Source organism: Kocuria soli, assembly GCF_003797835.1.
GTDB classification, from domain to species: Bacteria; Actinomycetota; Actinomycetes; order Actinomycetales; family Micrococcaceae; genus Kocuria; species Kocuria soli.
Map to the genome: position 1 here is coordinate 150133 of NZ_RKMF01000001.1, position 24819 is coordinate 174951.

Consider the following 24819-nt stretch of genomic DNA (forward strand, 5'->3'; position numbering starts at 1 on the left):
ACGCTCCCGGGGAGAACTATTCCACCACCCGGGACGGTGGATCAGACGCGCTGGTTCTCAGCGTCGCTGGGCGTCATCCTCGGCCAGGCGTTCCATCATCTCGTTGTAGGCCTTGAGCTCCGCGTCGTCGGTGCGGTCGGCCTCCCGGTCCACCCGCCGGTTCTCCCGGTTGCCCGCGATGGCCCACTGGATCCCGACGACGACGGCGAGCAGCGCCGTCGGCAATTCGCCGATGCCCCACATCAGGGCGCCACCGCGTTGCTGGTCCTCGATGGCGGAGAGGCCCCAGTCGCGGCCCATGTTGCCGAACCAGGAGGCCTCCAGCAGGACGTCCATGCCCATGATCGCCACGCCCACGAACGCGTGGTAGGCCATGGTCGCGATCAACATGACCAGTCGCATGAAGTGCGCGGGCCGGTGCGGGATCGGATCCTGACCGACCAGCACCAGGGCGAACATGTACCCGGTGAACAGGAAGTGCGCCATCATGAATTCGTGGCCCACGTGCGTGCGCAGGGTGAAGCCCAGCAGCGGCGTGAAGTAGAACAGCACGATGGACCCCGCAAAGTTCACGGCCGCGAAGATCGGGTTGGTCACGATCTTGCCCCAGGTCGAATGCACCAGGCGCAGGATCCATTCGCGGGGTCCGCGCGTGCCGTCCCGGCGCGGTTCCAGTGCCTTCAACAGGAGGGTCACGGGTGAGCCGAGCACCATGAACACGGGGATGACCATGGTCAGGGACATGTGCTCGACCATGTGCCAGCTGAACAGGACGCGCGCGTACACGGCCACGGGGCCGGAGGTCGCCAGGAAGAGCAGGGCCAGTCCCACGAACCAGGAGATCGCACGCAGCGGTGACCACGTGCCCCCGGTACGCCGGACTTTCCAGATCGCCCAGGCGTAGCTCACCGCGAAGACCACGATGATGGCCACCCACAACCAGTCGGGACGCCACTGCGCCACGGCATTGGCCAAGGTGGGCTCGGGTGGGAGTTCGTAGAAGGTCAGGATGCGGGCGGGGCTCGCGTCAGGTTCCAGGTCCTCGGGGACCGGCGGAGCCGAGTTGCCCAGCGCCACGGCCACCCCGATCAGCCCACCCATGATGGCCAGCTCTCCGATGATGATCTGCCACACCGCGCGTCGACCGCTGACCTTGTCGGCGACCAGCGCGGGAATCACGGCCCGGCGGTGGACGTACCCGGCCACGCCGAGCGCCAAGGTCAGCACCAGCTTGACGATCACCAGGGTTCCGTACGCGCTGGTCAGTTGCGCCACGGTGCCGATGCGCACCGCAGCGTTGATCACCCCGGAAGCCAGCACCAACACGAAGCACCACAGGGCCACGTTGGAGAACCGGCTCAGGACAACGGCCACCAGTGGTACCTCACGCCCCTGCGCGGCATGCTGGGCGTCGGATGCACGACGGGTGCGGGCGCCGATGGGCAGCCTCGCCCTGGACCGATCACCGGCCAGCAGGGGCGATAACCAGGCCAGCGCGATCAGGCCACCGGCCCAGGCACACACGCCCAGAAGGTGCAGGCCCAGGGAGTTGACCGCTCCCATGTGGTCGTCACCGCCCGCCGAGTGGCCGTTGAGCGCCATGGTCACCAAGGCGATGTCGGCCAACGCCATGGTCAACAGCAACCCGAGCAGGGAACGCAGCCCGAATACGAACGTGGTGACCACCGCTGCCACGATCACCCCGACGCCCAGGGCCTGGCCGGTCGGGATGTCCGTGACGAAGCTGATGAGCTGCTGGGTGTAGGCCGCGCTGGCACTCAGCCGGACGCCGGAGACCTCCGCGTACGTGAACACGACGACCACGGCGGCCGCCACGGTCCAGACCACGGAGGTGGCACCGGCCAGTTGCAGCAGCCGAGTGAACAGCGGATGCTCCTGGGGCGTCCCGGTGGACTCGCCATCCTGCTTGGCTTTGCGGACGCGGTCCTTGTGCCGGACCCGCGTCGACCGTTCCTGGATCTTGTTCGGGACCACCCCCACGGCCAGCAGCAGGGACCCGATCGTGGCGACCAGCGCAAGGTCACGGACGGCTTCGGAGATCGGCAGCCCCCACCGCACCAGGGCGCCGGGATCTGCAACCTCCTTCGCGGCCGCCGCCCCCGAGAAGCTCAGGGCCGCCACCAGTGCCAGCAGCATGACGACCACGGGCGCTGCCAACCACCATGGCGAGAGGCCCGAGGGCAGCACCTGCCGACCCGAACCGTCGGTTGCACTCCGGGTCTCAGCCGTCCGTGTACTCATACGTCGTCTTTTCCTCTCTTGAAGTCCTCAGGCCCCTGCCAGCGGGCCTCAGAACAGAACGTCGCCGATGAAGCCGCCTTCGGCGCATCCGGGTGGGATGGCGAAAACCGCGGAACCCACGGGCACGGTCCACACGTTGAGCATGTCCAGGTCGTCCAGCCGACGCTGGATCGGGACGAACTGCTCGTTCACATCGGCCTGGTAGGAGGCGAACAACAGCCCCGAATCACTCACGCCGCCCGAGCTGGATCCCGCCTTGGCCAGACCCGAGGCATCGGACACGGGAAGGTCGTAGTTGTACGGACGCCGGTGGATCCGCACCCGGTCGTCCGGGTGGCGTGCCCGACGCATGTGCGAGTACTCCGGAATCACCTTGAAACCTAGGGTGCCCACGGCCTCGAAGTCCGGTTCGTCGCGTTCCTTCGTACCGGTCAGGGGCGCGCCCGTGTCCAGTTTCCGGCCGACGGCGTCTTCCCGGGCCGGACGATCCGCTTCGTCCCACGTGTCCAGGTTCATGTGGATCCGCCGCAGCACCAGGGACGTCCCGTCCGTGATCCACGGTTCGAAGGCTCCATCCCCCCGGCCCCACACGATCCGTTCGTGCTCGTCCGTGCCGGGCTGGGTGTCGACCGTCCCGTCCACCTGCCCGAACAGGTTGCGCATGCTCGGCGGGTCGGCCGCCTCCGCCCCGGGGACGGAGCGGAATCCGTTCTGGACCCACCGCACGGACCCGAAGCCCCGCACGTCCTTGAGCAGCAACCGCTGCGCGTGGGCCAGGGTCACGGTGTCCTCGCAGGCCAGTTGGATCAGCAGGTCGCCGTCGTTCCAACGGTCCTCGAGCTGGTCGATGCCGAAAGCCGGCAGGGGACCTGCCCACGACGGCGCCCGGTCGGGTGCGACGATCTCGAAGACCCGCGCCCCGAACCCGAAGGTCACGCTCAACCGGGAGGGGTTGAGGGCAAGTTCAGGTTCCTGGTCGTGGACCGGAGCCTCCCCCACGGTGAGTTTCGCGGCGTCCGCCGTCAGGACACGCATCATGCGGCGTACCGTCTCGCGTTGCGTGTCCTCCGAGAGATCGATCGCGATGAACGTCGCGAAGGACTGCGGGAGGGTGTCGATGCCCGCTTGGCGCAGCCCGTAATAGGGTTCCGCGCGGGCACCCACGGGAGTCTCGGCTGTGTTTTCACCCGCGCTGCCGGCGTCCGCGGAACCGGTGTCCTGCCCCAAGAGCCCCGCGCGCTGGGCGGCCCCCAGCCCGATTCCGGCGGCGGCCCCGGCTCCCGCCGTACCACCGGCGATCAGAAAACCCCGGCGGCCGACACCTCGCCGACCGGCCGGGCCGGTGGCCACGGAGTCCTCCGTGGCCACCGGCTCAGGATCCTTGGTCACGCGGACTCCTCGCACATGGGCAGTTCCCCGTGGTCCATGCCTTCCATCCCCTCCATGCTGTCGTCAGCCGTGGGGCTCTGGGAGGCACCGGCGTGGCCACCTTCGTGGGAGTACTCCTCTTGTGCACCCTGGTAGTCCCGGACCTCCACGTCGACCTTCTGGGTCCGGCCGTCCTCGAACGTGAGCTCGAGGGGAAGGGTCTGTCCCGCCATGGGCGCGCATTCGAGGTCCATCAACATGATGTGATCCCCGCCGGGCTCCGGTGTCACGCTCTCACCGGGTTCGATGACCAACGGTTCGGCCATCTTCTGCATCACGGTCGAGCCCGAGGACTCGTCCATGACCGTTTCGTGCAGTTCTACCTCCCCGGCGATTCCTTCCGCGGTCGCACCGCTGAGGGTCACGGCCTCGTCACCGTCGTTGGTGAGGGTCCCGAAGACGCCGGTCATGCCGGAGTCCTTGGCCTTCATCCACTGCTGGTCGACGGTGAGCACCTGCTCCCCCGTGGACGCAGACCCGGAGGCCGCCCCGTCGGTGGACTCACCGGACTGGGCCGAGCCCGTGGAGGCCGCCGGCGACGGCACGTCGGGGCCGCCATTGCTCTGCCCGCTGCCGCAGCCGGTCAGCGCGAACGCTCCCACGGCCGCCAGGGCCAGCAGGGACCGCGTCGCCGGGCGGTCACCCGCGAGTTCGATGATTGTCTTGCGGTTCATGATGGTTCTCATTTCGTTCTGGTCCGAGCCCCGCCAGGGGGCTCAGTGATCTGATGGATGTCCCCCGATCCGACGAACGGCAACCACAGCCCCCAACACCACCAGGGCCAACACTGCCCCACCTCCGGCATAGAGCCACAGGGGTGCGCCACCCGATTCTTGGCCGGTCTCCTCCGCAGCCGCCGGTGCTCCCGCTGAGGAGGTCTCCGTGGCCTCGCCACCGGTCGTGGCCTGCGGAGAGCCGGAGCTGTCTGCGGCTGCGGCCGTATCGGTTGCGGAGGGCCCGCCCGAGGCGCTTCCCTCACCGAGGTCATAGGTGAAGGTGCCTTCGATGGGGTGCCCGTCGGAGGAGACCACGCGCCACACCACGGTGTAGGTCTCGTCCTGGGCGTCCGAGGCAGTGAGTTCTTGGGTGACGGTGGATCCCTCCACCGTCGGTTCGCCGTCGGTCACGTCGGCTCCCGAGGAATCTGTGACGCGCACTTGATGGCCGACGTCGAGCAGATCGGCCGAGAACGTCATCTCGACCTCATCGGGGGCCTCCGAGACCCGGGCGTCGTCGCCCGGGGTCGATGACAACAGTGAGTCGTGCGCCCAGACGGGTGACGGAAGAGCAACGAGCGCAGCAACGGCCACACCCGCACCCACTCGGCCCCCGCTCGATCTCAACGCGCGTCTCCCTCGGGAGTCGGGCCGCCGATCGGTCGCGGTTGTGGGCTGGGCGATGCTTGGGTTGGGCATGGTTCTGCTTTCCTCCCTGTCCGCGCCACCGGATTCGGGGCATGGCGCGGGCAAGTGTGTCTTCCGTGGGTCGTGGCGCCTCGTCCCTCGATCATGACGACGACGCGCCGCACCACCCGTTTCCCTCGACTACTGGGTACGGGTTCAACGGATGTGGCAGACGATGCCGTCAGGCGAGGGCAACGGTCATCGGCGGGCCGCGGTACCTGAGCCCGGAACGGACCAGGCTGAGGACCCTCGCGGGCACCGGTGCGATGAACCCTGGCTTCCAGGGGCGCGCCGTGGCCGGGGGTATGACAGCAGCCAGGACCAGCTGAGCCGCACGGACCAACAGGGCAGCGAGAACGGCAAGGACACCCTTCTCCCCGTGGCGCAGGACCAGCACCGTGAGCACGGCGGCGGCCAGGTGCATGGCCAGCATTCCGGTGCCACCCGCTGCAAGCCCGTGCAGACCGGAGGCGGAGGACAAGGCTGAGTCCGAAAGCGTTGCGCCCGTGTGCCCCGCATGGGACATCATCGGGGCGGCTCCGTCGGTCGCTGCCGGAACCAGGACCAGGTCGGGCCCGACCGAAGCATCAGAGTGGAGATGTCCCGCGTGACCGGTTCGGTCCACGGCGGTGACGTACCCGCCGGACAGCGCGAGCAGACCGTGGAACAACGCCTGCGAGACGCCCACGGCCAACGACAGTCCGATCAGCGGAATCCGAACCCCCGCCAGCAGCATGCACAGCGGGGCGGAGACGCAGATGCACAGGAGCATGAGCATGGCCGAGGGCCACTGTCCACCGGCCACGGTGTGCGCGAGGACCGCCGCCGTGGTTGCGGTGAACGCGGCGATCCACCCGCGGAGCAGGCGCAAAGCACGATCGGTCATGCTCACTCCTGTCCTTGGGGCTCGGTCCACGCGGACTCGCAACGGTGGTGCGCCCGGGTCGTCACCCGGGTACGTGTTTTGGGCACACTCCGTAAGTACCTCGTCCCATTATGCCGCCGTCGTCAAACCGCCCTGACAGCACGACCGGACGGGCGAACCGCTGGACCGGAGGACCGGACCGGGGTGGCGGGGAAAGTGTGGCAGACAAAAAGACGAGCGGTGGAACCCAGTGTGGATTCCACCGCTCGTCTCGGTGGCCGGGGAACCGGCCGGGACATCACTTGCCGGAAGCAGCAGCCTTCAGCTTGGAGCCTGCGGACAGCTTGACGCTGTGACCGGCGGGGATGTTGATGGTCTCGCCGGTCTGCGGGTTACGGCCGGTGCGGGCCTTGCGCTCCGTGCGCTCGACGGAGAGCCAGCCCGGGATGGTGACCTTCTCGCCGTTGGAGACGGAGGTCTCCAGGGTCTGGAACAGCGCATCCAACACGCCGTTGACCTGAGCCTGAGTGGTGCCTGCCTTCTCGGCAACCTCGGCCACGATCTCGCTGCGGTTCTTAGCCATCTTGATGTCCTCCTGGACGTCGGGTCTGTGTTGGAGCCCCTGGTGGGGACCCACTACAGGTGGAAATTACCAGCTGGACTTGGTGATTCCCGGCAATTCGCCCCGGTGTGCCATTTCACGGAAGCGCACGCGGGAGATGCCGAACTTCTGGAAGGTGCCACGCGGACGGCCGTCGATCTGGTCGCGGTTGCGAACGCGAGCCGGGGAAGCGTCACGGGGAAGCTTCTGCAGGCCCAGGCGTGCGGCCTCGCGGTCCTCGGGGCTGGCGTTCTCGTCGACCAGGGTCTTCTTGAGCTCCGCGCGCTTTGCGGCGTAGCGGGCCACGAGGACCTTGCGCTGCTCGTTCTTGGCGATCTTGGACTTCTTGGCCATTCCTCAGCGCTCCTCACGGAAATCGACGTGCTTGCGGACGACCGGGTCGTACTTCTTGAGCACGATGCGGTCGGGGTTGTTCCGGCGGTTCTTACGGGTCACGTAGGTGAAGCCGGTACCCGCGGTGGACTTCAGCTTGATGATGGGACGTACGTCCTTGTCCTTGGCCATGTCAGAACTTCTCCCCTCGGGCAGTCATTTCTGCGACCACGGCGTCGATGCCGCGGGCGTCGATGACCTTGATGCCCTTGGCGCTGACGTTCAGCGTGATGGTGCGGCGCAGGGACGGAACCCAGTAACGCTTCTTCTGGATGTTGGGGTCGAACCGACGCTTGGTGCGTCGGTGCGAGTGCGAAATGCTGTGCCCGAAGCCCGGCTTGGCCCCGGTCACCTGGCAGTGCGCTGCCATAGTGCTCTCCTCCAAATGTCGACGAATGACGGCACGCTAACGGTGCTTGCTGATGAATGAATCACCGGTGCAGCGGCCGAAGCGTCCCGTCACCCTTGGTTGCAACCACCGTTCATGAACCCGGGGTCTGTCCAACAGACCTCCGCACGGTGGCTACCGGTTCGGGTTCGCCACGACGACGGTGAAGATCTTGGTGTCGGGTGCGGACTCCACCACACGACAGCCCAAAATCATAGGCTTGTGCCGGTGTGTCCGCAACTTTTTGTGCCCTCGCAACAGCGGTCGCACCGGCAGATTCGCGGCGCAACCGACCATGGTGAGGGACAAGTGGCAAGTCTAGACGACGCGATCACCTCGGCCAACCAGCGGTGGCCGGAATCACCTCGCGGGGGGCGCTGCGGTGTCGGTGGTGCTCGGCTGCTCCGGAGCCGCGACCCCCCGGTGTCTGCGTTCCTCGGAGCCCAGCACCTCGTTCATCACCCGGGACAGTGAGCGCACGCGCTCGGACTGCTCGATGCCTTCCACGAGCACGACCTCGCCGTTCTCGTCGGCCAGCGGGATCTGCCAGTTGGGGTACTCGTCCGAGGTCCCGGGCTGGTTCTGGACCCGCTTCTCCCCCACCGCGTCCACGAGCTGGACGCAGTGCAGCAGTGAGGGAGCGCGTCCGAGATATCGGTACAACCCCTCGATCTGCTGCCTGACCGTGGCGTCCTGCGGAACCAATCCTTCGGCCCGGGCTGCGGCGAGCCAGCGGTCCACGCGTTGCTGGGCCTCTTCCCGTTCGACCCCGACCGGCCGCTCCAGCAGGCCCAGACCGTCCCGCAGATCCACCTGCACGCTTTCCAGGAAGCCCGCGGTGGGCGGCAGGTCATGCGTGCCCACGGAGGCGAACGCCTCCTGCCGGTAGTTCCGGGGATCCCTGGGCCCGTCGCCCTCCTGCTCGAACCACAGGACGGAGGTCCCCAGGACGCCCCGGGCCGCGAGGAATTCCCGCGCCGATGGTTCCACCGTCCCAAGGTCCTCGCCGACCACGACGACGCCCGCCCGTTGCGCCTCCAGAGCCAGGATCCCGACCATCGCCTCGTGGTCGTAGTACACGTAGGCACCGTCCGAGGCCTTGTTGCCGTCCGGAATCCACCAGAGCCGGAAGAGCCCGATCACGTGGTCGACGCGGATGCCGCCGGCGTGACGGAATATGGTGCGCAGCATTTCCCGCCAGGGCCGGTACCCGGCGTCTTCGAGTCGTTGCGGATGCCACGGGGGTTGGGACCAGTTCTGGCCCTGCTGGTTGTACATGTCTGCCGGGGCGCCCACGGAAACGCCGGGGGCCATAACCTCCTGCAGTGTCCAGGCGTCAGCACCGTCCTTCGTGACGCCGACGGCCAGATCGTGCATGACGCCGATCTGCATCCCCGCGGATTCGGCCGCGCGCTGGGCCGCCGCCAGCTGGTTGTCCAACAGCCACTGGATCCACACGTAGAAGTTGATGCGGTCCTTGAGGCGCTCCCTGGCCTCCGCGGCGTAGGGCGAGTCCGGGGTTGCGGCCTCCCCCGACCATAGTTCGTTGTCGACCCCGAGTTCCTCACGCAGCGCACACCAGAGCCCGAAGTCCTGGAGGTGCTGCCCACCTTCCCGGACGAACCGTTCGAGCTGCTGCTGACGTTGCGGAGAGCGCCGCACGGTGTAGAGCAGTTCCAGGCTCTTGAGCTTCGCGGCGAAAATGCCGTCACGGTCGATGCTCTCCGGATCCAGCACCTTGCGCCGTTGGATCGCCGCCAGGGTGGAGACCACTTCCAGGTCGCTGGGCCGCAGGTACGCGTACTCCCGGATGTCCGCGATCCGCAGGTAGAGCGGGTTGAAGAACCGTCGGGTGGTGGGCAGGTACGGCGAAGGCTCGATCGGCGGCACGGGTTCAGAGGCGTGCAGGGGGTTCACCAGGATGTAGTCGGCCCCTTGCTCGCCGCCGATCGCCGCCAATGCGGCCAGGTCGTTGATGTCGCCCACGCCCCACGACCTGTTGGAGGCCACCGAGTAGAGCTGGGCCGCCCATCCCCACCGCCTGGCCCCCTGGAGGCGGTCCGTCGTCGTCAGCCGAGCGGGAGTCACGGCGACCTCGATCGTCACGTCCTGCTCGGCACCCGGCGCCGCTGCGTCGCCTGCGGCCTCGGCTGGTGCCGTCGCGCGCAACCGGTACCACTCGGACGGAAGGTCCGTGGGAAGTTCGAAGAACAACCGTTCGACGTCGGCGCCGTCGATGGTTCGGGTCTCGACCTCACCCGGAGTCTGGGTGAGTTGGACCGGCGCACCGTCCACCATGATCTCGACGGTCACCTGTGTTCCCGGGGACACGTGGATCGGAATGCGGGTGGCAACGTTCTCGGTCGCGATCACCACAGGCGGTAGGAACCGGCGCCACGGCTGTTCCTCCCGGCGCTCAAGGCTTTCGCGCGCGGCGGCCTCACCGGAGACATCGGCGCCGAGTGCGGTGAGCACGGATCGCAGGGTCTCGTCCGGGACACCGACCTCTCCGCCGTCGAACCCGTTGTAGCGTGTGCGCACCCCGTGCGCTTCTGCCAGGGCCTGGAGAAGGTCTCGACCCACCGCGCCCTGTTCCGGGGTGGAGCCAGGCCCGGAGGCGGGCGGAACGGAGGATTCTGAGGCGGAGGACTGCATGGACACCATGCTATCGACGCTTGGCACCCGGCCGGACCGTTCTGCGCCACGAGCACCCGCTCGATTGCGGCATGCTGGAGGCATGTCAGAGCCCACCGCCGCAGACCCCGTGACCGCCGGCTCCCCCCGGCCCCGCCCCTTGACGGCAGAGTTCCGGCCCGTGGCGGTGATCTTCGACTGCGACGGCGTCCTGCTGGACACCGAGACCGCGTGGGGTGAAGTCCAGGCCGAGGTGTTCCGGCGCCACGACCTTGCCTACGGGCCGGCGGAGGAACGCGGCCTGAAGGGCTGGTCGGCACGCGCTGTCGCGGAGGAAGTGGTCCGCCGGTGCGGTGAAGCACACCCCGCAGCAGATACATCAGCCGCGAAGAGGGACGTGCAGCACGGCATCACCATCGAGGAAGCCCTTGCCGAGATCATCGACGTCGAGGCCCGCCTGTTGACGGGCAACATGCCCGTGATCGACGGCGCCTTGGAGCTGGTCCGACGCATTGCCGACCATGTTCCGGTTGCGGTGGCCTCGAACTCCACAGCGAGCATCCTGCAGACCAAGATGACCACCAGCGGCATCGCGGATCACGTGCAGACCTGGGTCTCCTCCGACGACGTGGCCGTCGGCAAGCCGGCTCCGGACATCTACCTGGAAGCAGCTGCGCGGCTCGGGGTCGATCCCACCGAGTGTCTGGCCGTCGAGGACTCCCCCGCGGGGGCGACAGCCGCCCTCGACGCGGGCATGATCACACTGGGCATCTCGTGGGACGGCGAGCCGGTGCCGTCGTCGTTGCTGCTCGACTCCGTGACCGACCCGCGCCTGGATGAGCTGCTCACCGCCTGGAGGTGGTGAGCCCGCGCTCACAGGCGTCAGCGATCAGCGGTTCCAGAGCCCGTAGGTCTTGGCCAGGTCGGAGACCTTGCGAGCGCGCGCCAGGCGGGGCAGGTAGCTGCCGTCCATGGTTCCGGTCGCCCCGGTCTCGAAATTATCGATCAGTTCACGGGCCCAGGCGATCTCCTGCTCGGAAGGTGCCAGCCCTGTGTTGATCCCGTCGGCCTGGTTCGGATCCAACGTGAGCTTTCCGGTCATGCCCATGGACTGGGTGACTCGGCAGGCCTCGGCGAGGTCCTCGCCGTGCGCTCCGACCGAAGGGCCGTCGATCGGCCCGGGCAAGAGCCCGACGCGAGAAGCGACCACCAGCACGGAGCGGGCGTGGGCCAGCGCCATGGGATCACCGGAGGCGCCCGTGTCACGGCGGAAGTCACCGACGCCGAAGGCCAGCCGGAAGACCCCGGGAGCCCGGGCGATGTCGTTGGCGTTCATGAGCCCCACCGCGGACTCGATCAGCGCGATCACGGGCGTACCGGCGGGCATCATCATGGCCGTCCGGGTGATGTGGTCCGGATGCTCGGTCTTGGCCAGCATCAGACCGCGCAGGTTCTTGGCCTCGGCCAGGGCTTCCAGGTCCTCGCGCCAGTGCTCGGAGGTGATGTCGTTGATCCGCACCCAGGCCCCCGCACCGCCGTTGAGGGCGTCCACGACAGCCGCTCGTCCTTGCGCCTTCTGCGCCTCCGGCAGCCCGTCTTCGATGTCGAAGATCACGGAGTCCGCTTCGGAAGCCAACGCCGCGGGGAAAACCGAAGGATCGGAGGCACCGACCAGCAGAACGGATCGGGACAGGCGGGCAGGCAGCGCAGCGGCGCGCTGGTTGCGGAAGGGGCTCACGTGGGTCCTTCGGGTTCGGTTCCGACAATCAGCCCTGACGGGCGCCTCCATGGTATGGGGTCAGCGGTACGAGTTCACTGCGGCAGCGGCGTGTGATCGGGCACCACGCGTTCGCTCTCCCGTACCGGCCCGGGAGCCGTTCCGCGACCGAACGGTGCGTCACCGAGCGCCTCACGGCCGTGCGGTTCGAGCCAGTTCTGCAGGTCCGGTCCCACCGGCACGATGCGGGTGGGATTGATGTCTCCATGAACCACGTAGTAGTGCTGCTTGATCTGTTCGAAATCCACGGTGTCGCCGAACCCCGGGGTGGTGAACAGGTCGCGCGCGTACGCCCAGAGGTTGGGCATCTCCGTGAGTTTGTTGCGTGAGCACTTGAAGTGGCCGTGGTAGACGGGGTCGAAGCGGACCAGGGTGGTGAACAGGCGGACATCGGCCTCCGTGATGTGCGGCCCCATGAGAAAGCGTCGGTCGGCCAGTCTCTCCTCCAGCCAGTCCATGGCCGTCCACAACCGGTCGTAAGCCGCCTCGTAGGCCTCCTGAGAGCCTGCGAACCCGCACCGGTACACGCCGTTGTTGACCTCGGTGTAGACGCGTCGCATGACCTCCCGCATCTCGTCCTCGAGCTCGGTCGGCCACAGATCGGGCGCGCCCTCCCGGTGGAAGTCCGTCCATTCCTTGGCGAAGTCCTCCGTGATCTGCGGGAAGTTGTTGGTGACCACCTGCCCGGAGGCGATGTCCACCACCGCCGGGACGGTGATCCCACGCGGGTAGTCCGGGAATCGCGCGAAGTAGGCCTCCTGCAGACGTTCGATGCCCAGAACGGGGTCCTTGCCCTCCGGGTCCAACTGGAAGTTCCACGACCGCACGTCATGGGTCGGTCCCGGCAGTCCCACCGAGATCACCCCCTCCAGCCCCAGGAGACGGCGGACGATCAGGGTTCGGTTCGCCCACGGGCAGGCACGCGCAGCAACCAACCGGTAGCGGTCCCGCTCGACCGGCCAGGCCTCGGCCCCCTCGGAGAGCTGGGCCGTGGCGGGGTCCCGGACAATCCGGTCCTCGATGTAGTTGGTGTCCCGATCGAAGGACTCTCCGGCGTGCACGTAGGCACCCTTGGTGCTGTGCTCGTCCTGGCCGACCGCCGCCTCTGTCACGCCCTCATTCATGGTGTCCTCCAAACCCGTCCTCCAAACCGTTCGACTAACCTCTCACCACTTTAGATGATACGTCACTAAACCGGTCGGGCCACCCCCTCCAGCGCCGCTCCGCAGTAAGCTGGGACCCTCAGGCACACGAAATGCCCGGTCTGGAGGCCACGACATGACTCCCCCCGAACAGAACGGACGACAGGCCGAAAACGGATCGGACGACGGCCACCTTCCGCAGTGGGGCCGGATGCGCTCGGAAGGCTCGACGCCGCCAGAATCACCCGGGCCACCGGCACCGGATGCTGAACCCCGGACGGACCCCCGGGATGTAGCCGCCAGACGCCGAGCTGTTCGGGGCCTGTCGTTCGCCCTGGTCTTGCTCGGAATCCTATTGGCGTCCGGCATGGCCGCCATGGGGCACCCATTCCTGGGTGCTGTCGGCGTTCTCCCGGCGCTGGTCGGCCTCTCAGGATTCGTGGCGGTGCACCTGGGCATCCCACGGCCTCTTCGCCCGACCCCAAACCCCCCGCCCCACCCCGGCCGCGCGTGGTGGTGGCTTCCCGTTACCCTGCTGGCCATGGGCCTCGCAGCCATCCTCGGCGCTTTCGTCGCCGACGCCTCGGCACCGGCAACCGGCAGCTCCTGGACAATGTTCTGGCTGGTCGCGGGGGCCACCCTGCTAACCGCGGCCGGCCTGGGGTTCGGCCTGGTTGCGGTCTCACGGCTTTCCGTCACGGACGACGACGACGCCCCACTTCGCCGAGTGGACTGGAGCCAGGAGTACCCCCGACGCTACGCAGATTCGCCGCGACACCCAGGTGGCTTCTACGACTCCTCCTGGATCACCCGGGACGCGAACGCGTCACACTCTCGCAAGAACAACCCGGACGGGGACCGAGACGACCCCTGATGTGCGATCCTTTTTTGACCACCGAACCACCGAGGAACTGCCACCTTCGCAGGTCACTGCGTGCTAGTTGACGAGCGGGGCGACCTGGCCGGGCACAGAAAGCGACACCCATGAGCACGACCGACCCGGAGCGAGATCAGACCCCACCCTCAGACGTTCCGCGCTGGCTCACGGAGCAGGAACAGCGGACCTGGCGCAATTTTCTGTTCGGCGCCCGCAGCCTGCTCCGAGGAATCGATCGACAGCTCTTGCGAGACAGCGACCTCTCGGGCGCGGAGTACGACGTGCTCGTACCGTTGTCCGAATCCCCGAGTGGCCGCATGCGGTCGCGGGACCTCTTGGAGTTCCTCGGCTGGGAACGCAGTCGTCTTTCTCATCTGCTGACGCGCATGAGTCGCCGCGGTCTGGTGGCACGACTCCCATGCCCCGACGACGCGCGCGGGCTCGACGTGCTCATCACCCCAAAGGGGACACAGGCGATCGAGTCCGCCGCACCAGCGCATCTGGCCATGGTCAGGGCAGTCCTCATGGACGAGCTCACGGATGAGGAAGCAGCCGCCATCAACAGCATCAACGCCAAGATGACGGCACGCCTCAAGGAGTTGGACCTGGACTGAGCGCCCGAAGGTCTTAGGCGGTGACGAAATCCACCGGAAAACAGGGACGGGCCCTGCCACTTGGGGAATGGCAGGGCCCGTCAAAACGTCCGTATCGGGGGAACAGGACGTCAGCCACGCGCGGGAATCATCCGGCGGCACATTGGGGGATCACCACCGGGCCAATACGCGCAACGCTTTCAATATAGGGGACACGATGTCCCCACACAAGTGGTCGATTTATCATTGGACTGATCTTTTGATGTGTCCGGCACATTGCCGCGACCAGGGGCGGCAGCGGATAGCCCCAGGCGACTGCACTTCAGGGACAGCTCGTAGGAGGACGGACCCCTGGCCCCCTTTCGGCCCACACTTGCATACAGGTTCATGTGGGACACGTTGAGGCCCGAAACGAGGCGCGCATGGAAGTGCCCGCCACCCGGGATGGGGTGGCGGGCACTTCCGCACCGGCCGTCAACGGCTCTTGGTCTTCCGTCGAATCTGCGCCTGAACCGCACCCGCGGTACGCGATTCGAGCAGTCCGACCTCAGGCGGTCTCTCCCTCACGGGCCAGCACGTAGTTGTAGACAGCCTCTTCACCCTCGCCGCCGTCGGTCCGCGGCTTGGGTTCGAGCATCAACTCGGGCTTCACGGCCGATGCGATGTCGTCCTCGTTGTGCGGATCGCCCGGGAAGTAGAGCTGCTGCGTGACCAACTGGAAGCCGGGGGCGTAGACCTTGATGTGGATGTGGGCCGGACGCCAGGCGTGCCATCCGGCCGCCGCGATCAACTGGCCGCAGGCGCCGTCGGTGGGAATCTGGTACGGAGCCGGCCGCATGGTGTTGATCTCGAAGTTGCCGTCCTCGTCGGCAAGGACCACACCTCGGAACAGCCACTTGGGCAGCTCAGGGGCGTACTGGGAGTAGAAGCCCATGGCGTCGGCGTGCCAGATCTCGACCACCGCGTCCTTGATGGGCTGGCCCGATGTGTCCTTGAACGAGCCGGTGAACTTCAGGGGCGTGCCCTCCTCGTCCTCACGCATCTCCAAGGTGGCGGGGGTTGCCATCTCAGGAGCGTTGGGCACGTAGTAGGGACCTTCGATGGTCCCGATCGCGCCGGGGCGCTCGACGGAGTTGATCTCCTCGATGGTGTGTTCGAGCCAGACGTCCAGGAACAGCGGCCATTCACCGTCGGTACCGACCTTGATCAGCCAGGCCTTCAGGGCGTTGTACTCGTCGTAGGTGACGCTGTGCTTGACGGCGACGTCGTTGATCGCCTGAATCGCTTCGCCGGCGATGGCCGACACGCGCTCCTGAGACACGTCCATGCCGTGCAGTTTGCCGGACTCGCTGAAGCGCTGAGTCGCGAGGGTGCCCGCCTCGACAGCGGTACCTTCGTCCTCCCTGCGGGCATCGGTGCTGGATTCGCTCATGTCATCCTCCACGTCTTCGTCATTGGATGGTTGGTCTTTGATGGGTTGGTCAACTTGGGCTGGTGACCGCGAACGGACCCGCCTCTTCACTTGGATCTTGGTGACCGGCACAACCGCCTCGGTGTCCGGGCACTCACGGCGCGGGCCGTTCTCCCACCCGGAGCATCGAATGTGACGTGCGCTACATCCCACTGTAGAACCCTCATTCCCAGGGTGACAAATATCAATCAAGTGTGATTTATGCCTAATCGAGAGGGTCGATACCCCCTGGGTTCCCACTAGGCATTCACCTGATGTGCCTGAGATCACAGGCTCGCAGACTGTCTTCTTAATAGCTGTCGGCCGGCCCGGGAATCCCCTGGGTCACCCACCGATCAAGAGCCGATCACGAGGGAGCAGTCATGACCGAGAACCTGAGCCACCTGCGAGATGTCCTGACCGACGCCGTCGTCGATGACCGCGACAAGGGCATCATCCGCGCCAAGCGCGAGATCTTCACCGACGAGGAGATCTTCGAACTCGAGATGAAGTACATCTTCGAGGGCAACTGGATCTACCTGGCCCACGAGTCCCAGATCCCGAACGTCGGCGACTACTTCACCAACTACATCGGCCGTACGCCCGTGGTCATCACCCGCGACAAGGACGAGAACCTCAACTGCCTGGTGAACGCCTGTGCGCACCGTGGAGCCATGCTGTGCCGCCGCAAGACTGACAACCGCACCACGTTCACCTGCCCGTTCCACGGTTGGACCTTCCGCAACTCGGGCGAGCTGCTCAAGGTCAAGGACGGCCGCAACGGTGCCTACCCCGAGTCCTTCAACAAGGAGGGCTCGCACGACCTCACCAAGGTCGCACGCTTCGAGTCCTACCGCGGGTTCCTGTTCGGTTCCCTCAACCCGGACGTCAAGCCGCTCGAGGAGCACCTGGGCGACGCCACCAAGGTGATCGACTCGATCGTCGACCAGTCCCCCGACGGCCTGGAGGTCCTGCGCGGTGCCTCGACCTACACCTACGACGGCAACTGGAAGGTCCAGGCCGAGAACGGCGCCGACGGCTACCACGTGACCTCGGTGCACTGGAACTACGCCGCGACCACGTCCCGCCGGTCCTCCGGGGATTCGACCAACACCACCAAGGCCATGGACGCCGGCAAGTGGGGCAAGCAGAAGGGCGGGTTCTACTCCTTCGAGCACGGTCACCTGCTGCTGTGGCAGGAGTGGGGCAACCCGCAGGACCGCCCGCTGTGGGACCGCCGTGAGGAGCTCGTGGAGAAGTACGGGGATGAGATGGCCAACTTCATGGTCAACATCTCGCGCAACCTGTGCCTCTACCCGAACGTCTACATCATGGATCAGTTCTCCTCGCAGATCCGCACGTTCCGTCCGATCTCCGCCGACAAGACCGAGGTCACCATCTACTGCATCGCCCCCGAGGGCGAGTCCCCGGCGAACCGGGCCAACCGCATCCGTCAGTACGAGGACTTCTTCAACGCCTCCGGCATGGCGACCCCGGACGACCTCGAAGAGTTCCGCTCCTGCAACAAGACCTACTGGGCCACCAGCGCACCGTGGAACGACATGACCCGCGGCATGGAGCACGAGATCCAGGGCCCCGACGAGCAGGCCACCGCCCTGGGCATGACCCGGGTGCTGGCCTCCGGTGTCAAGACCGAGGACGAAGGGCTCTACCCGATCCAGCACGGCTACTGGCACGAGGTCATGGAGGCGGGGCTGTCCACCGAGGAAGATGCCGAAGCCGCCGAACCGAGCACCGCCACGGCCTGAGGCCGCACGGCTTCCGTACCGAGGAGACATCACATGACTGACACCGCCGTTAAGGAGACCACCATGGCCGCGCTGATGAGCGTTGAGGACATCCAGGTGCTGGAGACCGTCCGGGCCTTCCTGCACCGCGAGGCACGACTGCTCGACGACCGCGACTTCGACGCGTGGATCGAGTGCTACCACCCGGACGCCGAGTACTGGATGCCGTCCTGGGACGTCGACGACACCCTGGTCACCGATCCGCAAACCGAGATCTCGCTGGTCTACTACCCCAACCGGGGTGGCCTCGAGGACCGCGTGTTCCGCATCAAGACCGACCGGTCATCGGCGACGTCGCTGCCCGAGCCCCGGCACAACCACAACCTCACGGACATCGAAGTCCTGGGTCGTGACGGGGACACCGTGCACGTCCGCTACAACTGGCTGACCGGCTACTTCCGTTACAACACGAACATGTACTACTGGGGCTACACCGAGGTCGACATCGACCTGGGCGGGGCACAGCCGCAGATCACCAAGAAGAAGGTCGTTCTGAAGAACGACTACATCCATCAGGTCATCGACATCTACATGACCTGATCCGCCGCCCGGCCGCGTACGCACCCACCGGGTGAGTAGCGGCCGTGTTGTTCGGCCCACGACTTTCCAGGAGATCCCCATGGCACATCAAGTAGCACTGAATTTCGAGGACGGCGTCACCAAGGTGATCCGCGTCGGCGATTTCGAGACCATCATGGACGCCGCGTACAAGGCGCGCATCAACATTCCCTCGGACTGCCGCGACGGCGCGTGTGGCACGTGCAAGTCCTTCTGCGATTCGGGCTCCTTCGATCCCGGCGACTTCGTGGACGACGCCATGACCGAGGAGGAGCTGGACAAGGGCTACCTCCTGACCTGCCAGGCCCTCCCGGAATCCGACATGTCCGTGAACATCGCGGGGACCTCCGAGGCCGCGAAGACCTCGGCCGCGTCCTTCGCCTCCACGGTCACGACCCTCGATCGTCACTCGGACTCCACGATCTCGTTCTCCCTGGACGTCGAGAACCGGGGCGACCTGGCCTTCCTGCCCGGTCAGTACGTTAACATCAAGGTCCCGGGCACCGACGAGGTCCGGTCCTATTCGATGTCCAGCGGCCCGGAGGTGGACGCGGCCTCCTTCATGGTCCGGATCTCCCCGCAGGGTGCGATGTCCGAGTACCTGCGGGACCGCGCCGAGGTCGGCGACGCCGTCGAATTCACCGGCCCGTTCGGCTCCTTCTTCCTGCGTGAGCCGAAGCGCCCCCTCCTGCTGCTGGCCGGCGGCACCGGCCTGGCACCGCTGCTGTCGATCCTCGAGAAGCTCACCCAGAATCCTCCCGGTCACCCCGTTCACCTGATCTACGGGGTCACGCGTGAGGCCGACATCGTGGGTCTGGACTGGTTGCGTGACTACGAGTCGCGGCTGCCGGACTTCACCTGGGATCTCATCGCCTCCGAGGAGGGCACGTCCGCACCCCACACGGGCTACGTCACTGCGCTCATCGGCCCCGAGCACCTGCACGACGGCGACGTCGACATCTATCTGTGCGGTCCCCCACCCATGGTCAACGCCGTGTCCTCGTGGATGGACGCCGAGGGTGTGAGCCCGGCCAACTTCTACTTCGAGCGCTTCGCTCCCAAGGAGAAGACCGGTGGCGACGCCGAGACGGGCGCCCCCGTGCCCTCGGAGACCGTTGCCCACCGGGGCGAAGAGATTTCCGGAGCCGAGGCCGTCTCCTCGATGGAGACCGGGCGCCTGCAGTTCGGTGCCGCGGACACCGCCGCCCATCTCGACGCGCGGGCGGGGCTGGAGTCGGCGATCGTTCAGTTGATGATCGGCAAGACCACCGACGAACAGTTCCACAACTGGGAGCGTCTGGCCTCCGCCGTGGATTCCACGGTGGAGGACGGCAAGGTCGTGGACGCGGAGCAGTTCGTCACCACGAACTTCGCGTTCCACGAATACCTGTTCACCGTCGCCGAGAACCCCGTGCTGCTCGAGGCCTACCGGGGACTGGACACGCAACAGCAGATGTCGGCCACCATCTGGGACGGTTCCCCCATCCTCGAATCCGTCGCCCGGGACCACCACGACCTGGTCGAGGCGTTCCGCCGCCAGGACCTGGCTGCCGCCCTGGAGATCGTCCAGCGACACACCAGTGCCGCCAAGGACACCATGGAGACCGCTGTCGAATCCGCGCAGTCCGGCGAGCAGCAGTCGGGCGGGCAGCAGGATGGTGAGCAGAGCTCATGACCCGGGACTCCGACGGGGCCGAGGCACCCGCACCCGAGGGCACCTCCGAGAACTCCTCGGGTGCACCCGCGGGCGGTACGGGGACAGATGTCTCCGGCATGCCGACGGTTGACGGGGCACCGGCAGCTCCCCGGGTCATCACGCCCGGTCGCTTCGCCGGGAAGGCCGTCGTCGTGACCGGTGCCGCTCAGGGCATCGGCCGTGCCGTGGCCGAACGGATCGCGGCCGAAGGCGGCGAGGTGTTACTGGTGGACCGCTCCCCGGTCGTCGAGGACGTCGCAGCGGAGATCAACGCGCGAGCCGAGTCGTCCTCCGGCGGTTACGGGTACGCCTTGGCCCTGGCCGGGGTGGATCTCGAGCAGGAAGCAGGTGCCCGGAAGTTCGTCGAGGTGGCGCTGAAGGACTACGGGCGCATCGACGTCCTGATCAACAACGTGGGCGGAACCATCTGGGCCCGGCCCTTCGAGGCCTACGACGCCGAGAAGATCCAGCGGGAGATCCAGAGGTCCCTGTTCCCCACGCTGTACTCCTGCCACGCGGTCCTGCCGACCATGCTGGAAGCAGGCAGCGGGACCATCGTGAACGTGTCCTCCATCGCCACGGGTGGCGTCAACCGCGTGCCCTACGCCGCGGCCAAGGGTGGGGTCAATGCTTTGACCAAGGCCCTGGCCCTCGAGGTCGGCCGGCGAGGAGTCCGCGTCGTCGCGACGGCCCCGGGTGGCACGCTGGCCCCGCCACGGACGGTTCAGCGGGGTCCCGGACCGGAGGGTGAGCGGGAAGAGGCCTGGTACCGGGAGATCGTGGATCAGACCGTCGATTCGTCGTACATGAAGCGCTACGGAACCTTGGAGGAGCAAGCCGCGCCCATCGTGTTCATGGCCTCCGACGAAGCCTCGTACATCACGGGTTCGGTGCTCCCCGTCGGCGGTGGCGATCAGGGGTAGGACCGTGAGCCCGGTGACCCTGGATACCATCTGGCTCATGGTCGACGACGCCGCTCCCTCCACGCTCAACCACCCCATGGTGGGGCGTGAGGGTGAGTTGGACGTGCTGCGGGAGCTCTACCGGGACGTCAAGAAGGGGATGAGCCGCGCCGTGGTCCTGCACGGGCCGTTGGGCAGCGGCAAGTCGCGGCTGGTCGCCGAGTTCCTGGCCGAGGTGCGCACACGCTCCACCACGGTGCTGTCCATGGTCGGTGACGAATGGGAATCCTCGCTTCCGCTGGCCGGGTACACCCAGTTGATGTCCACCGCCCCGCTGCGCAGCTCCAAGGGCTTCGACGGCGGCGCCCTCCCGCCGTCGACCGTGAGCGTGGACCTGAGCGCCGATCAGGCGGTCAATTACGCCCAGACGTTGCAGATCCACCTGGAGCAACTGCAGAAGCGCGGCCCCGTGATTGTGGTCGTGGACGACCTCCAGTGGGTGGACGAGGCGACATTGCGCATTCTGGTGTTCACGGCCCGACGGCTGCACGGCGCCAAGGTCATGTTCGTGTTCACCATGGACACGGAACAGACGGAAAAGATCCCCGTGGGGGTCCTCGACTACGTGGCCGGGCACCAGGTGCGCGCGATCGTCCTGCCACCGCTGACGGTCGAGGCCGTGGGACAGCTGGGCCGCAACCTGTTGGGAACGGACCTGGACGTGACCACGGTGCGTTCCTTGATCGAGCACACCGAGGGCAGGCCGCTGCGCCTGGTGGAGCTCATGCGAGAGATCCCCCATGACCACTGGCAGGGCCGGTTGCCCGATCTCCCGCCGAGCCGGCGGGTACGAGCACGGGTGAGAGCCCAACTCGCACGGGCCTCCGAAGACCTGGTCACCGTGGCCCGTGCGGTGTCGGTGCTCGGGCCGAGTGCCCAACTGCACGCCGTGGCCGAGATCGCCCAGGTTCCGGACGCCTTGGCCTGTCTGGACGAAGGCCACGAGCTGCACCTGCTGCGATTCACGGTGTCCCAGACGCACAGCGAGGTGACCTTCACGGAGCCCGGCGCTGCACAAGCCGTGTACGACTCCATCCCGCCAACCGTGCGCATCGAACTGCACCGCACGGCGGCCCGCGTGGTCACGGACCCGGGCGAGCAACTCAACCACCGGGTCTCGGCAACGCCCGGCCCTGACGCCGAGCTGGCCGACGCCCTGGAGTCCTACGCCACCGTTCAGGCGCGCGCGGGTGCGTGGGCCGACGTCGCCACCGCGATGCTGGCCGCCTCCCGCCTGTCCGGCGACCGACGTCAGAAGGACCTTCGCCTGCTGCAGGCCGTGGACGCCATGGTCGGTTCCGGGGACCTGACCCAGGCCGCCACCTACCTGGGCACGATCGAGTCCCTGCCCTCCTCGCCCCTCCGATCGACCGTTCTGGGCTACCTGGCCGTGGTGACGGGTCAGTTCGCCAGCGCCAAAGCACACCTGGACATGGCCTGGCGCACCGTCCGCCCCGAGCACGACCCCTCCACGGCAGCGCGCATCGCCCAGCGTCAGGTGCTGCACGGTCTGGCCAATTGGGACGGTCCGGCCATGGTCGACTGGGCGCACCAGACGTTGGCATTGGTCGATCGGGCCGAACCCGTGTGGGTCGAGGCCGAAGCGATCCACGGGCTCGGCCTGTTCGCGAACCACCAGGTGGCCGAGACGGACGCCCTCTACCGCAGGCACATGTCCGAAGTTGCCGAGACGGCCCAGAAGCAGCGGATCCAGATGGGCTACGCCTGGTTCGCGTTGCGCACCGACGACGTCGAAGCCGCTCACCTGCACTTCGAGGCCGCCGTCCCCACGGAGTACCGCGGCGGTTCGCTCAGGATCTCCCTGTGGGCCGAGGCCTGGCTGGCCCGGTGCCAGCTCGTGCTCGGCGACTGGGACGCCGCTGCTGCCACCATCGCCCGCGCGTCAGTGCGGTTGGAGGGCTCCGGCATGCGTCTGATCCGTCCCCTGCTGTACTGGACCGCGGCCGAACTGTACGCGATGCGCGGCGACTGGGCCCGGTCCCAGCACTACGTCCAGCTGACCACGGCTCCCTCCGACGGATACCGCGCCATGGCAGTCCCCGCGGCGCTGGCCCGCGCCCGGTATCACGAGGCCCGGGCGGACTACGAAAGCGCCTACGAGGCCATTCACCCGTTGTTGACCTCCGACCCTCAGACGCACGAGCGCTCGTCGTTCTGGCCGTGGCAGGACACGATGGTCAACGTCTTGGTCATGACCGACCGGCTGGAGGCTGCGCAGGAGTTCTTGGGTTCGATCGAGGCCGCATCTCCGGAAACACAGTCGGATACCGACAAAGCACGTCTTGCCTGGGCCCGGGGTCGGTTGCTGGCAGCCCAAGGCGATGCCGACGAGGCGCGTGAACACTTCGAAAGAGCCCTCGAGTACCTGCACCCGCACCACCGGCCCTACCTCAAGGCCAGGATCTGCTTCGCCTTCGGGCAGAGCATGCGCCGGGCCGGCAAACGCCGACTGGCCTCCTCGGTGCTGCGGACGGCCCGGGAGTTGTACGTCGCACTCGGCGCCAAGACCTACGTCGCGCGCTGCGATCGGGAGCTCAAGGCCGCCGGTGTCGACACCGATGCCGGAGTCCTGGCCCAGGAACTCGGTGCCGACGGCCCTCGATTGTCGCAACGCCCGGACACCGTGTCCTTGACGCCCCAGGAGCAGGCGGTTGCGCAGTTCGTGGCGAAGGGCGCGACGAACAAGGAGGTGGCACGGGCGCTGTTCATCGCCGAGAAGACGGTGCAGTACCACCTGACGCGCATCTACGGGAAGTACGGCATCCGCTCACGCAGCGAACTCGCGGCGCTCTACCGGCCGCAACAGTGACACCCGCGTTGGGCCGGTCCGCGGCGGTGACCGCCGCGGGCAGCCCTGCCGTCAGCGCAGCCGGTACTTCTCGAGTTTGTCGGGATCGATCTGCGTCCCCACCCCGGCGACCTCCGGGACCCGGATGGCCCCGTCCTTGATGGTCAGGGGCTCTGCCAGCAGGTCGTCGGTCATGTCCAGGAAGTTGGACAGTTCACCGGCCCGGCGCGCGGTGTGGGCTAAGGCCGCCCCGAAGACGACGGAGGCCACGGTGCCGACCTGGGTGTCGATCTGGTTGCCCACGTAGACGTCCACACCGGCGGCTTCGGCGAAGGCCACGACCTTCGCGGACTCCGTGAAACCGGTCCGAGCGGTCTTCACCGCAAGCATGTTCGCCCCACCCGTGAGAATCTCCCGGGCGGCCTCCCCCATGTTCGGAGCCGATTCGTCCGCGGTGATGGGGATCCGGGACTGGGTGACCAGACGACGGCGACCGAGCACCTCGCGGGCGTCGTCGGGCTCCTCCAGGAACGTGAGGCCGAGGTCATCGGTGCGCCGCAGCACCTCCGCCGCGTCGTTGGCGGACCAGCCGCGGTTGGCGTCCATGTAGATCTCGACGTCCTCCCCCAGGCCTTCGCGCAGGACCCGCGCAGCCTCAACGTCCAGACCGATGGGGTGACGTCCGGTCTTGAGCTTGAACGTGGTGATGCCGTACCGCTCGCGGAACCCCAGGGCCAACTCCAGCAGTTCCTCTGCCGGTTTGAACCCGAGCATGTGTGACACGCGCATGTGATCGGTGAAACCACCGAGCAGGCGGCTCACGGGCTGTCCCAGAATCTTGCCGATGCAGTCCCACATGGCGATGTCCACGGCACCCTTGGCGCATTCGTTGTGAATCGTCCGGGCCATGATCCGCTGGGCCTTTTCGCGGTCGAAGACCGAGAGTCCGACCAATTCGGGCGCGAAGACGTCTTCGACTACGGCCACGATCGAGCGCTGGGTCTCCCCGTAGGTATACGGGCGCGGCGGGGCATCGGCCCAACCAACCACTCCGCCCTCCGTGGTCACCTTGACCAGGACGTGGTCGGCCTCGTGCACCGCACCGGAGGCAAAATGCAACGGCGTGCGGTACGGAATGGAATAGGAAATTGCCTCCACGGCCACGATCTTCAT

22 protein-coding genes are annotated in these 24819 nt (G+C 67.0%); 8 read left to right on the plus strand and 14 right to left on the minus strand.

Going from position 1 to position 24819, the window contains the following annotated elements; translation table 11 throughout:
* Nucleotides 1-57: 57 nt before the first annotated feature.
* The 10 genes from EDL96_RS00670 to malQ form a co-directional block, all read right to left on the minus strand.
* On the minus strand, nucleotides 58-2262 hold the full coding sequence (locus EDL96_RS00670; protein ID WP_123823535.1) for a cytochrome c oxidase assembly protein: 2205 nt from the start codon (nucleotides 2260-2262) through the stop codon (nucleotides 58-60).
* 48 nt (nucleotides 2263-2310) lie between these two features.
* The gene (locus tag EDL96_RS00675) at nucleotides 2311-3651 is read right to left on the minus strand and encodes a Dyp-type peroxidase (RefSeq protein WP_233568575.1); all 1341 of its coding nucleotides are present in this window, start codon (nucleotides 3649-3651) and stop codon (nucleotides 2311-2313) included.
* A complete protein-coding gene (locus EDL96_RS00680) occupies nucleotides 3648-4364 on the minus strand; it encodes a copper chaperone PCu(A)C (RefSeq protein WP_158609450.1) in 717 nt (238 codons plus the stop codon). Before EDL96_RS00680 ends, EDL96_RS00675 begins: the two co-directional genes overlap by 4 nt.
* Nucleotides 4365-4406: 42 nt before the next feature.
* Entirely contained in the window at nucleotides 4407-4943 is a 537-nt protein-coding gene (locus EDL96_RS00685) for a copper resistance CopC family protein (RefSeq protein ID WP_158609452.1), read from the minus strand.
* A gap of 331 nt (nucleotides 4944-5274) precedes the next feature.
* A complete protein-coding gene (locus EDL96_RS00690) occupies nucleotides 5275-5979 on the minus strand; it encodes a hypothetical protein (RefSeq protein WP_123823538.1) in 705 nt (234 codons plus the stop codon).
* Nucleotides 5980-6256: 277 nt separating this feature from the next.
* Nucleotides 6257-6541 carry an HU family DNA-binding protein gene (locus EDL96_RS00695; protein WP_123823539.1) on the minus strand — a complete coding sequence of 95 codons (285 nt, stop codon included), beginning with the start codon at nucleotides 6539-6541 and terminating at the stop codon, nucleotides 6257-6259.
* 66 nt (nucleotides 6542-6607) lie between these two features.
* Complete coding sequence (gene rpsN / locus EDL96_RS00700; protein WP_123823540.1) at nucleotides 6608-6913, minus strand: 30S ribosomal protein S14; 306 nt, start codon at nucleotides 6911-6913, stop codon at nucleotides 6608-6610.
* 3 nt (nucleotides 6914-6916) lie between these two features.
* Nucleotides 6917-7084, minus strand: coding sequence for a 50S ribosomal protein L33 (gene rpmG / locus EDL96_RS00705; protein WP_022872124.1), 168 nt, complete (start codon nucleotides 7082-7084; stop codon nucleotides 6917-6919).
* Between the two features lies 1 nt (nucleotide 7085).
* Complete coding sequence (gene rpmB / locus EDL96_RS00710; RefSeq protein ID WP_123823541.1) at nucleotides 7086-7322, minus strand: 50S ribosomal protein L28; 237 nt, start codon at nucleotides 7320-7322, stop codon at nucleotides 7086-7088.
* A gap of 378 nt (nucleotides 7323-7700) precedes the next feature.
* A complete protein-coding gene (gene malQ / locus EDL96_RS00715) occupies nucleotides 7701-9995 on the minus strand; it encodes a 4-alpha-glucanotransferase (RefSeq protein ID WP_123823542.1) in 2295 nt (764 codons plus the stop codon).
* An 82-nt stretch (nucleotides 9996-10077) separates the two neighbouring features.
* Between malQ and EDL96_RS00720 the strand changes: the two genes are divergently transcribed.
* A complete protein-coding gene (locus EDL96_RS00720; RefSeq protein ID WP_123823543.1) occupies nucleotides 10078-10839 on the plus strand; it encodes an HAD family hydrolase in 762 nt (253 codons plus the stop codon).
* A 24-nt stretch (nucleotides 10840-10863) separates the two neighbouring features.
* Here EDL96_RS00720 and EDL96_RS00725 read toward each other — a convergent pair whose 3' ends face one another.
* On the minus strand, nucleotides 10864-11712 hold the full coding sequence (locus EDL96_RS00725; protein ID WP_123823544.1) for an HpcH/HpaI aldolase/citrate lyase family protein: 849 nt from the start codon (nucleotides 11710-11712) through the stop codon (nucleotides 10864-10866).
* Between the two features lie 74 nt (nucleotides 11713-11786).
* Nucleotides 11787-12875, minus strand: a complete 1089-nt coding sequence (locus EDL96_RS00730) for a glutathione S-transferase family protein (RefSeq protein ID WP_199732496.1) — start codon at nucleotides 12873-12875, stop codon at nucleotides 11787-11789.
* 559 nt (nucleotides 12876-13434) lie between these two features.
* On the opposite strand from EDL96_RS00730, the gene EDL96_RS00735 reads away from it, so the two are divergent.
* Together EDL96_RS00735 and EDL96_RS00740 are read left to right on the plus strand one after the other, a co-directional pair.
* On the plus strand, nucleotides 13435-13767 hold the full coding sequence (locus EDL96_RS00735) for a hypothetical protein (RefSeq protein ID WP_123823545.1): 333 nt from the start codon (nucleotides 13435-13437) through the stop codon (nucleotides 13765-13767).
* A 110-nt stretch (nucleotides 13768-13877) separates the two neighbouring features.
* On the plus strand, nucleotides 13878-14384 hold the full coding sequence (locus EDL96_RS00740) for a MarR family winged helix-turn-helix transcriptional regulator (protein ID WP_123823546.1): 507 nt from the start codon (nucleotides 13878-13880) through the stop codon (nucleotides 14382-14384).
* 526 nt (nucleotides 14385-14910) lie between these two features.
* On the opposite strand, the gene catA is transcribed toward EDL96_RS00740, so the two are convergent.
* Nucleotides 14911-15795, minus strand: coding sequence for a catechol 1,2-dioxygenase (gene catA / locus EDL96_RS00745; protein ID WP_123823547.1), 885 nt, complete (start codon nucleotides 15793-15795; stop codon nucleotides 14911-14913).
* Between the two features lie 401 nt (nucleotides 15796-16196).
* On the opposite strand from catA, the gene benA reads away from it, so the two are divergent.
* The 5 genes from benA to EDL96_RS00770 all read left to right on the plus strand — a co-directional run bounded on the left by benA (nucleotide 16197) and on the right by EDL96_RS00770 (nucleotide 23667).
* Nucleotides 16197-17582, plus strand: a complete 1386-nt coding sequence (benA, locus tag EDL96_RS00750) for a benzoate 1,2-dioxygenase large subunit (RefSeq protein ID WP_123823548.1) — start codon at nucleotides 16197-16199, stop codon at nucleotides 17580-17582.
* Between the two features lie 33 nt (nucleotides 17583-17615).
* On the plus strand, nucleotides 17616-18161 hold the full coding sequence (gene benB, locus EDL96_RS00755; protein ID WP_325049519.1) for a benzoate 1,2-dioxygenase small subunit: 546 nt from the start codon (nucleotides 17616-17618) through the stop codon (nucleotides 18159-18161).
* A gap of 79 nt (nucleotides 18162-18240) precedes the next feature.
* Nucleotides 18241-19854, plus strand: a complete 1614-nt coding sequence (gene benC / locus EDL96_RS00760) for a benzoate 1,2-dioxygenase electron transfer component BenC (RefSeq protein ID WP_123823549.1) — start codon at nucleotides 18241-18243, stop codon at nucleotides 19852-19854.
* Complete coding sequence (locus EDL96_RS00765) at nucleotides 19851-20798, plus strand: 1,6-dihydroxycyclohexa-2,4-diene-1-carboxylate dehydrogenase (RefSeq protein ID WP_280720428.1); 948 nt, start codon at nucleotides 19851-19853, stop codon at nucleotides 20796-20798. Before benC ends, EDL96_RS00765 begins: the two co-directional genes overlap by 4 nt.
* A gap of 13 nt (nucleotides 20799-20811) precedes the next feature.
* The gene (locus EDL96_RS00770; RefSeq protein WP_233568576.1) at nucleotides 20812-23667 is read left to right on the plus strand and encodes a helix-turn-helix transcriptional regulator; all 2856 of its coding nucleotides are present in this window, start codon (nucleotides 20812-20814) and stop codon (nucleotides 23665-23667) included.
* A gap of 51 nt (nucleotides 23668-23718) precedes the next feature.
* Here EDL96_RS00770 and EDL96_RS00775 read toward each other — a convergent pair whose 3' ends face one another.
* A complete protein-coding gene (locus EDL96_RS00775) occupies nucleotides 23719-24819 on the minus strand; it encodes a mandelate racemase/muconate lactonizing enzyme family protein (RefSeq protein ID WP_123823550.1) in 1101 nt (366 codons plus the stop codon).

Bases quoted from the DNA above. Each gene is read 5' to 3' on its own strand.
- EDL96_RS00670 (WP_123823535.1), bottom strand. From the start codon at position 2,262: ATGAGTACACGGACGGCTGAGACCCGGAGTGCAACCGACGGTTCGGGT.
- EDL96_RS00680 (WP_158609450.1), bottom strand. From the start codon at position 4,364: ATGAACCGCAAGACAATCATCGAACTCGCGGGTGACCGCCCGGCGACG.
- EDL96_RS00690 (WP_123823538.1), bottom strand. From the start codon at position 5,979: ATGACCGATCGTGCTTTGCGCCTGCTCCGCGGGTGGATCGCCGCGTTC.
- EDL96_RS00695 (WP_123823539.1), bottom strand. From the start codon at position 6,541: ATGGCTAAGAACCGCAGCGAGATCGTGGCCGAGGTTGCCGAGAAGGCA.
- rpsN (WP_123823540.1), bottom strand. From the start codon at position 6,913: ATGGCCAAGAAGTCCAAGATCGCCAAGAACGAGCAGCGCAAGGTCCTC.
- rpmG (WP_022872124.1), bottom strand. From the start codon at position 7,084: ATGGCCAAGGACAAGGACGTACGTCCCATCATCAAGCTGAAGTCCACC.
- rpmB (WP_123823541.1), bottom strand. From the start codon at position 7,322: ATGGCAGCGCACTGCCAGGTGACCGGGGCCAAGCCGGGCTTCGGGCAC.
- malQ (WP_123823542.1), bottom strand. From the start codon at position 9,995: ATGCAGTCCTCCGCCTCAGAATCCTCCGTTCCGCCCGCCTCCGGGCCT.
- EDL96_RS00720 (WP_123823543.1), top strand. From the start codon at position 10,078: ATGTCAGAGCCCACCGCCGCAGACCCCGTGACCGCCGGCTCCCCCCGG.
- EDL96_RS00730 (WP_199732496.1), bottom strand. From the start codon at position 12,875: ATGAATGAGGGCGTGACAGAGGCGGCGGTCGGCCAGGACGAGCACAGC.
- EDL96_RS00735 (WP_123823545.1), top strand. From the start codon at position 13,435: ATGGGCCTCGCAGCCATCCTCGGCGCTTTCGTCGCCGACGCCTCGGCA.
- EDL96_RS00740 (WP_123823546.1), top strand. From the start codon at position 13,878: ATGAGCACGACCGACCCGGAGCGAGATCAGACCCCACCCTCAGACGTT.
- catA (WP_123823547.1), bottom strand. From the start codon at position 15,795: ATGAGCGAATCCAGCACCGATGCCCGCAGGGAGGACGAAGGTACCGCT.
- benA (WP_123823548.1), top strand. From the start codon at position 16,197: ATGACCGAGAACCTGAGCCACCTGCGAGATGTCCTGACCGACGCCGTC.
- benB (WP_325049519.1), top strand. From the start codon at position 17,616: ATGACTGACACCGCCGTTAAGGAGACCACCATGGCCGCGCTGATGAGC.
- benC (WP_123823549.1), top strand. From the start codon at position 18,241: ATGGCACATCAAGTAGCACTGAATTTCGAGGACGGCGTCACCAAGGTG.
- EDL96_RS00765 (WP_280720428.1), top strand. From the start codon at position 19,851: ATGACCCGGGACTCCGACGGGGCCGAGGCACCCGCACCCGAGGGCACC.
- EDL96_RS00775 (WP_123823550.1), bottom strand. From the start codon at position 24,819: ATGAAGATCGTGGCCGTGGAGGCAATTTCCTATTCCATTCCGTACCGC.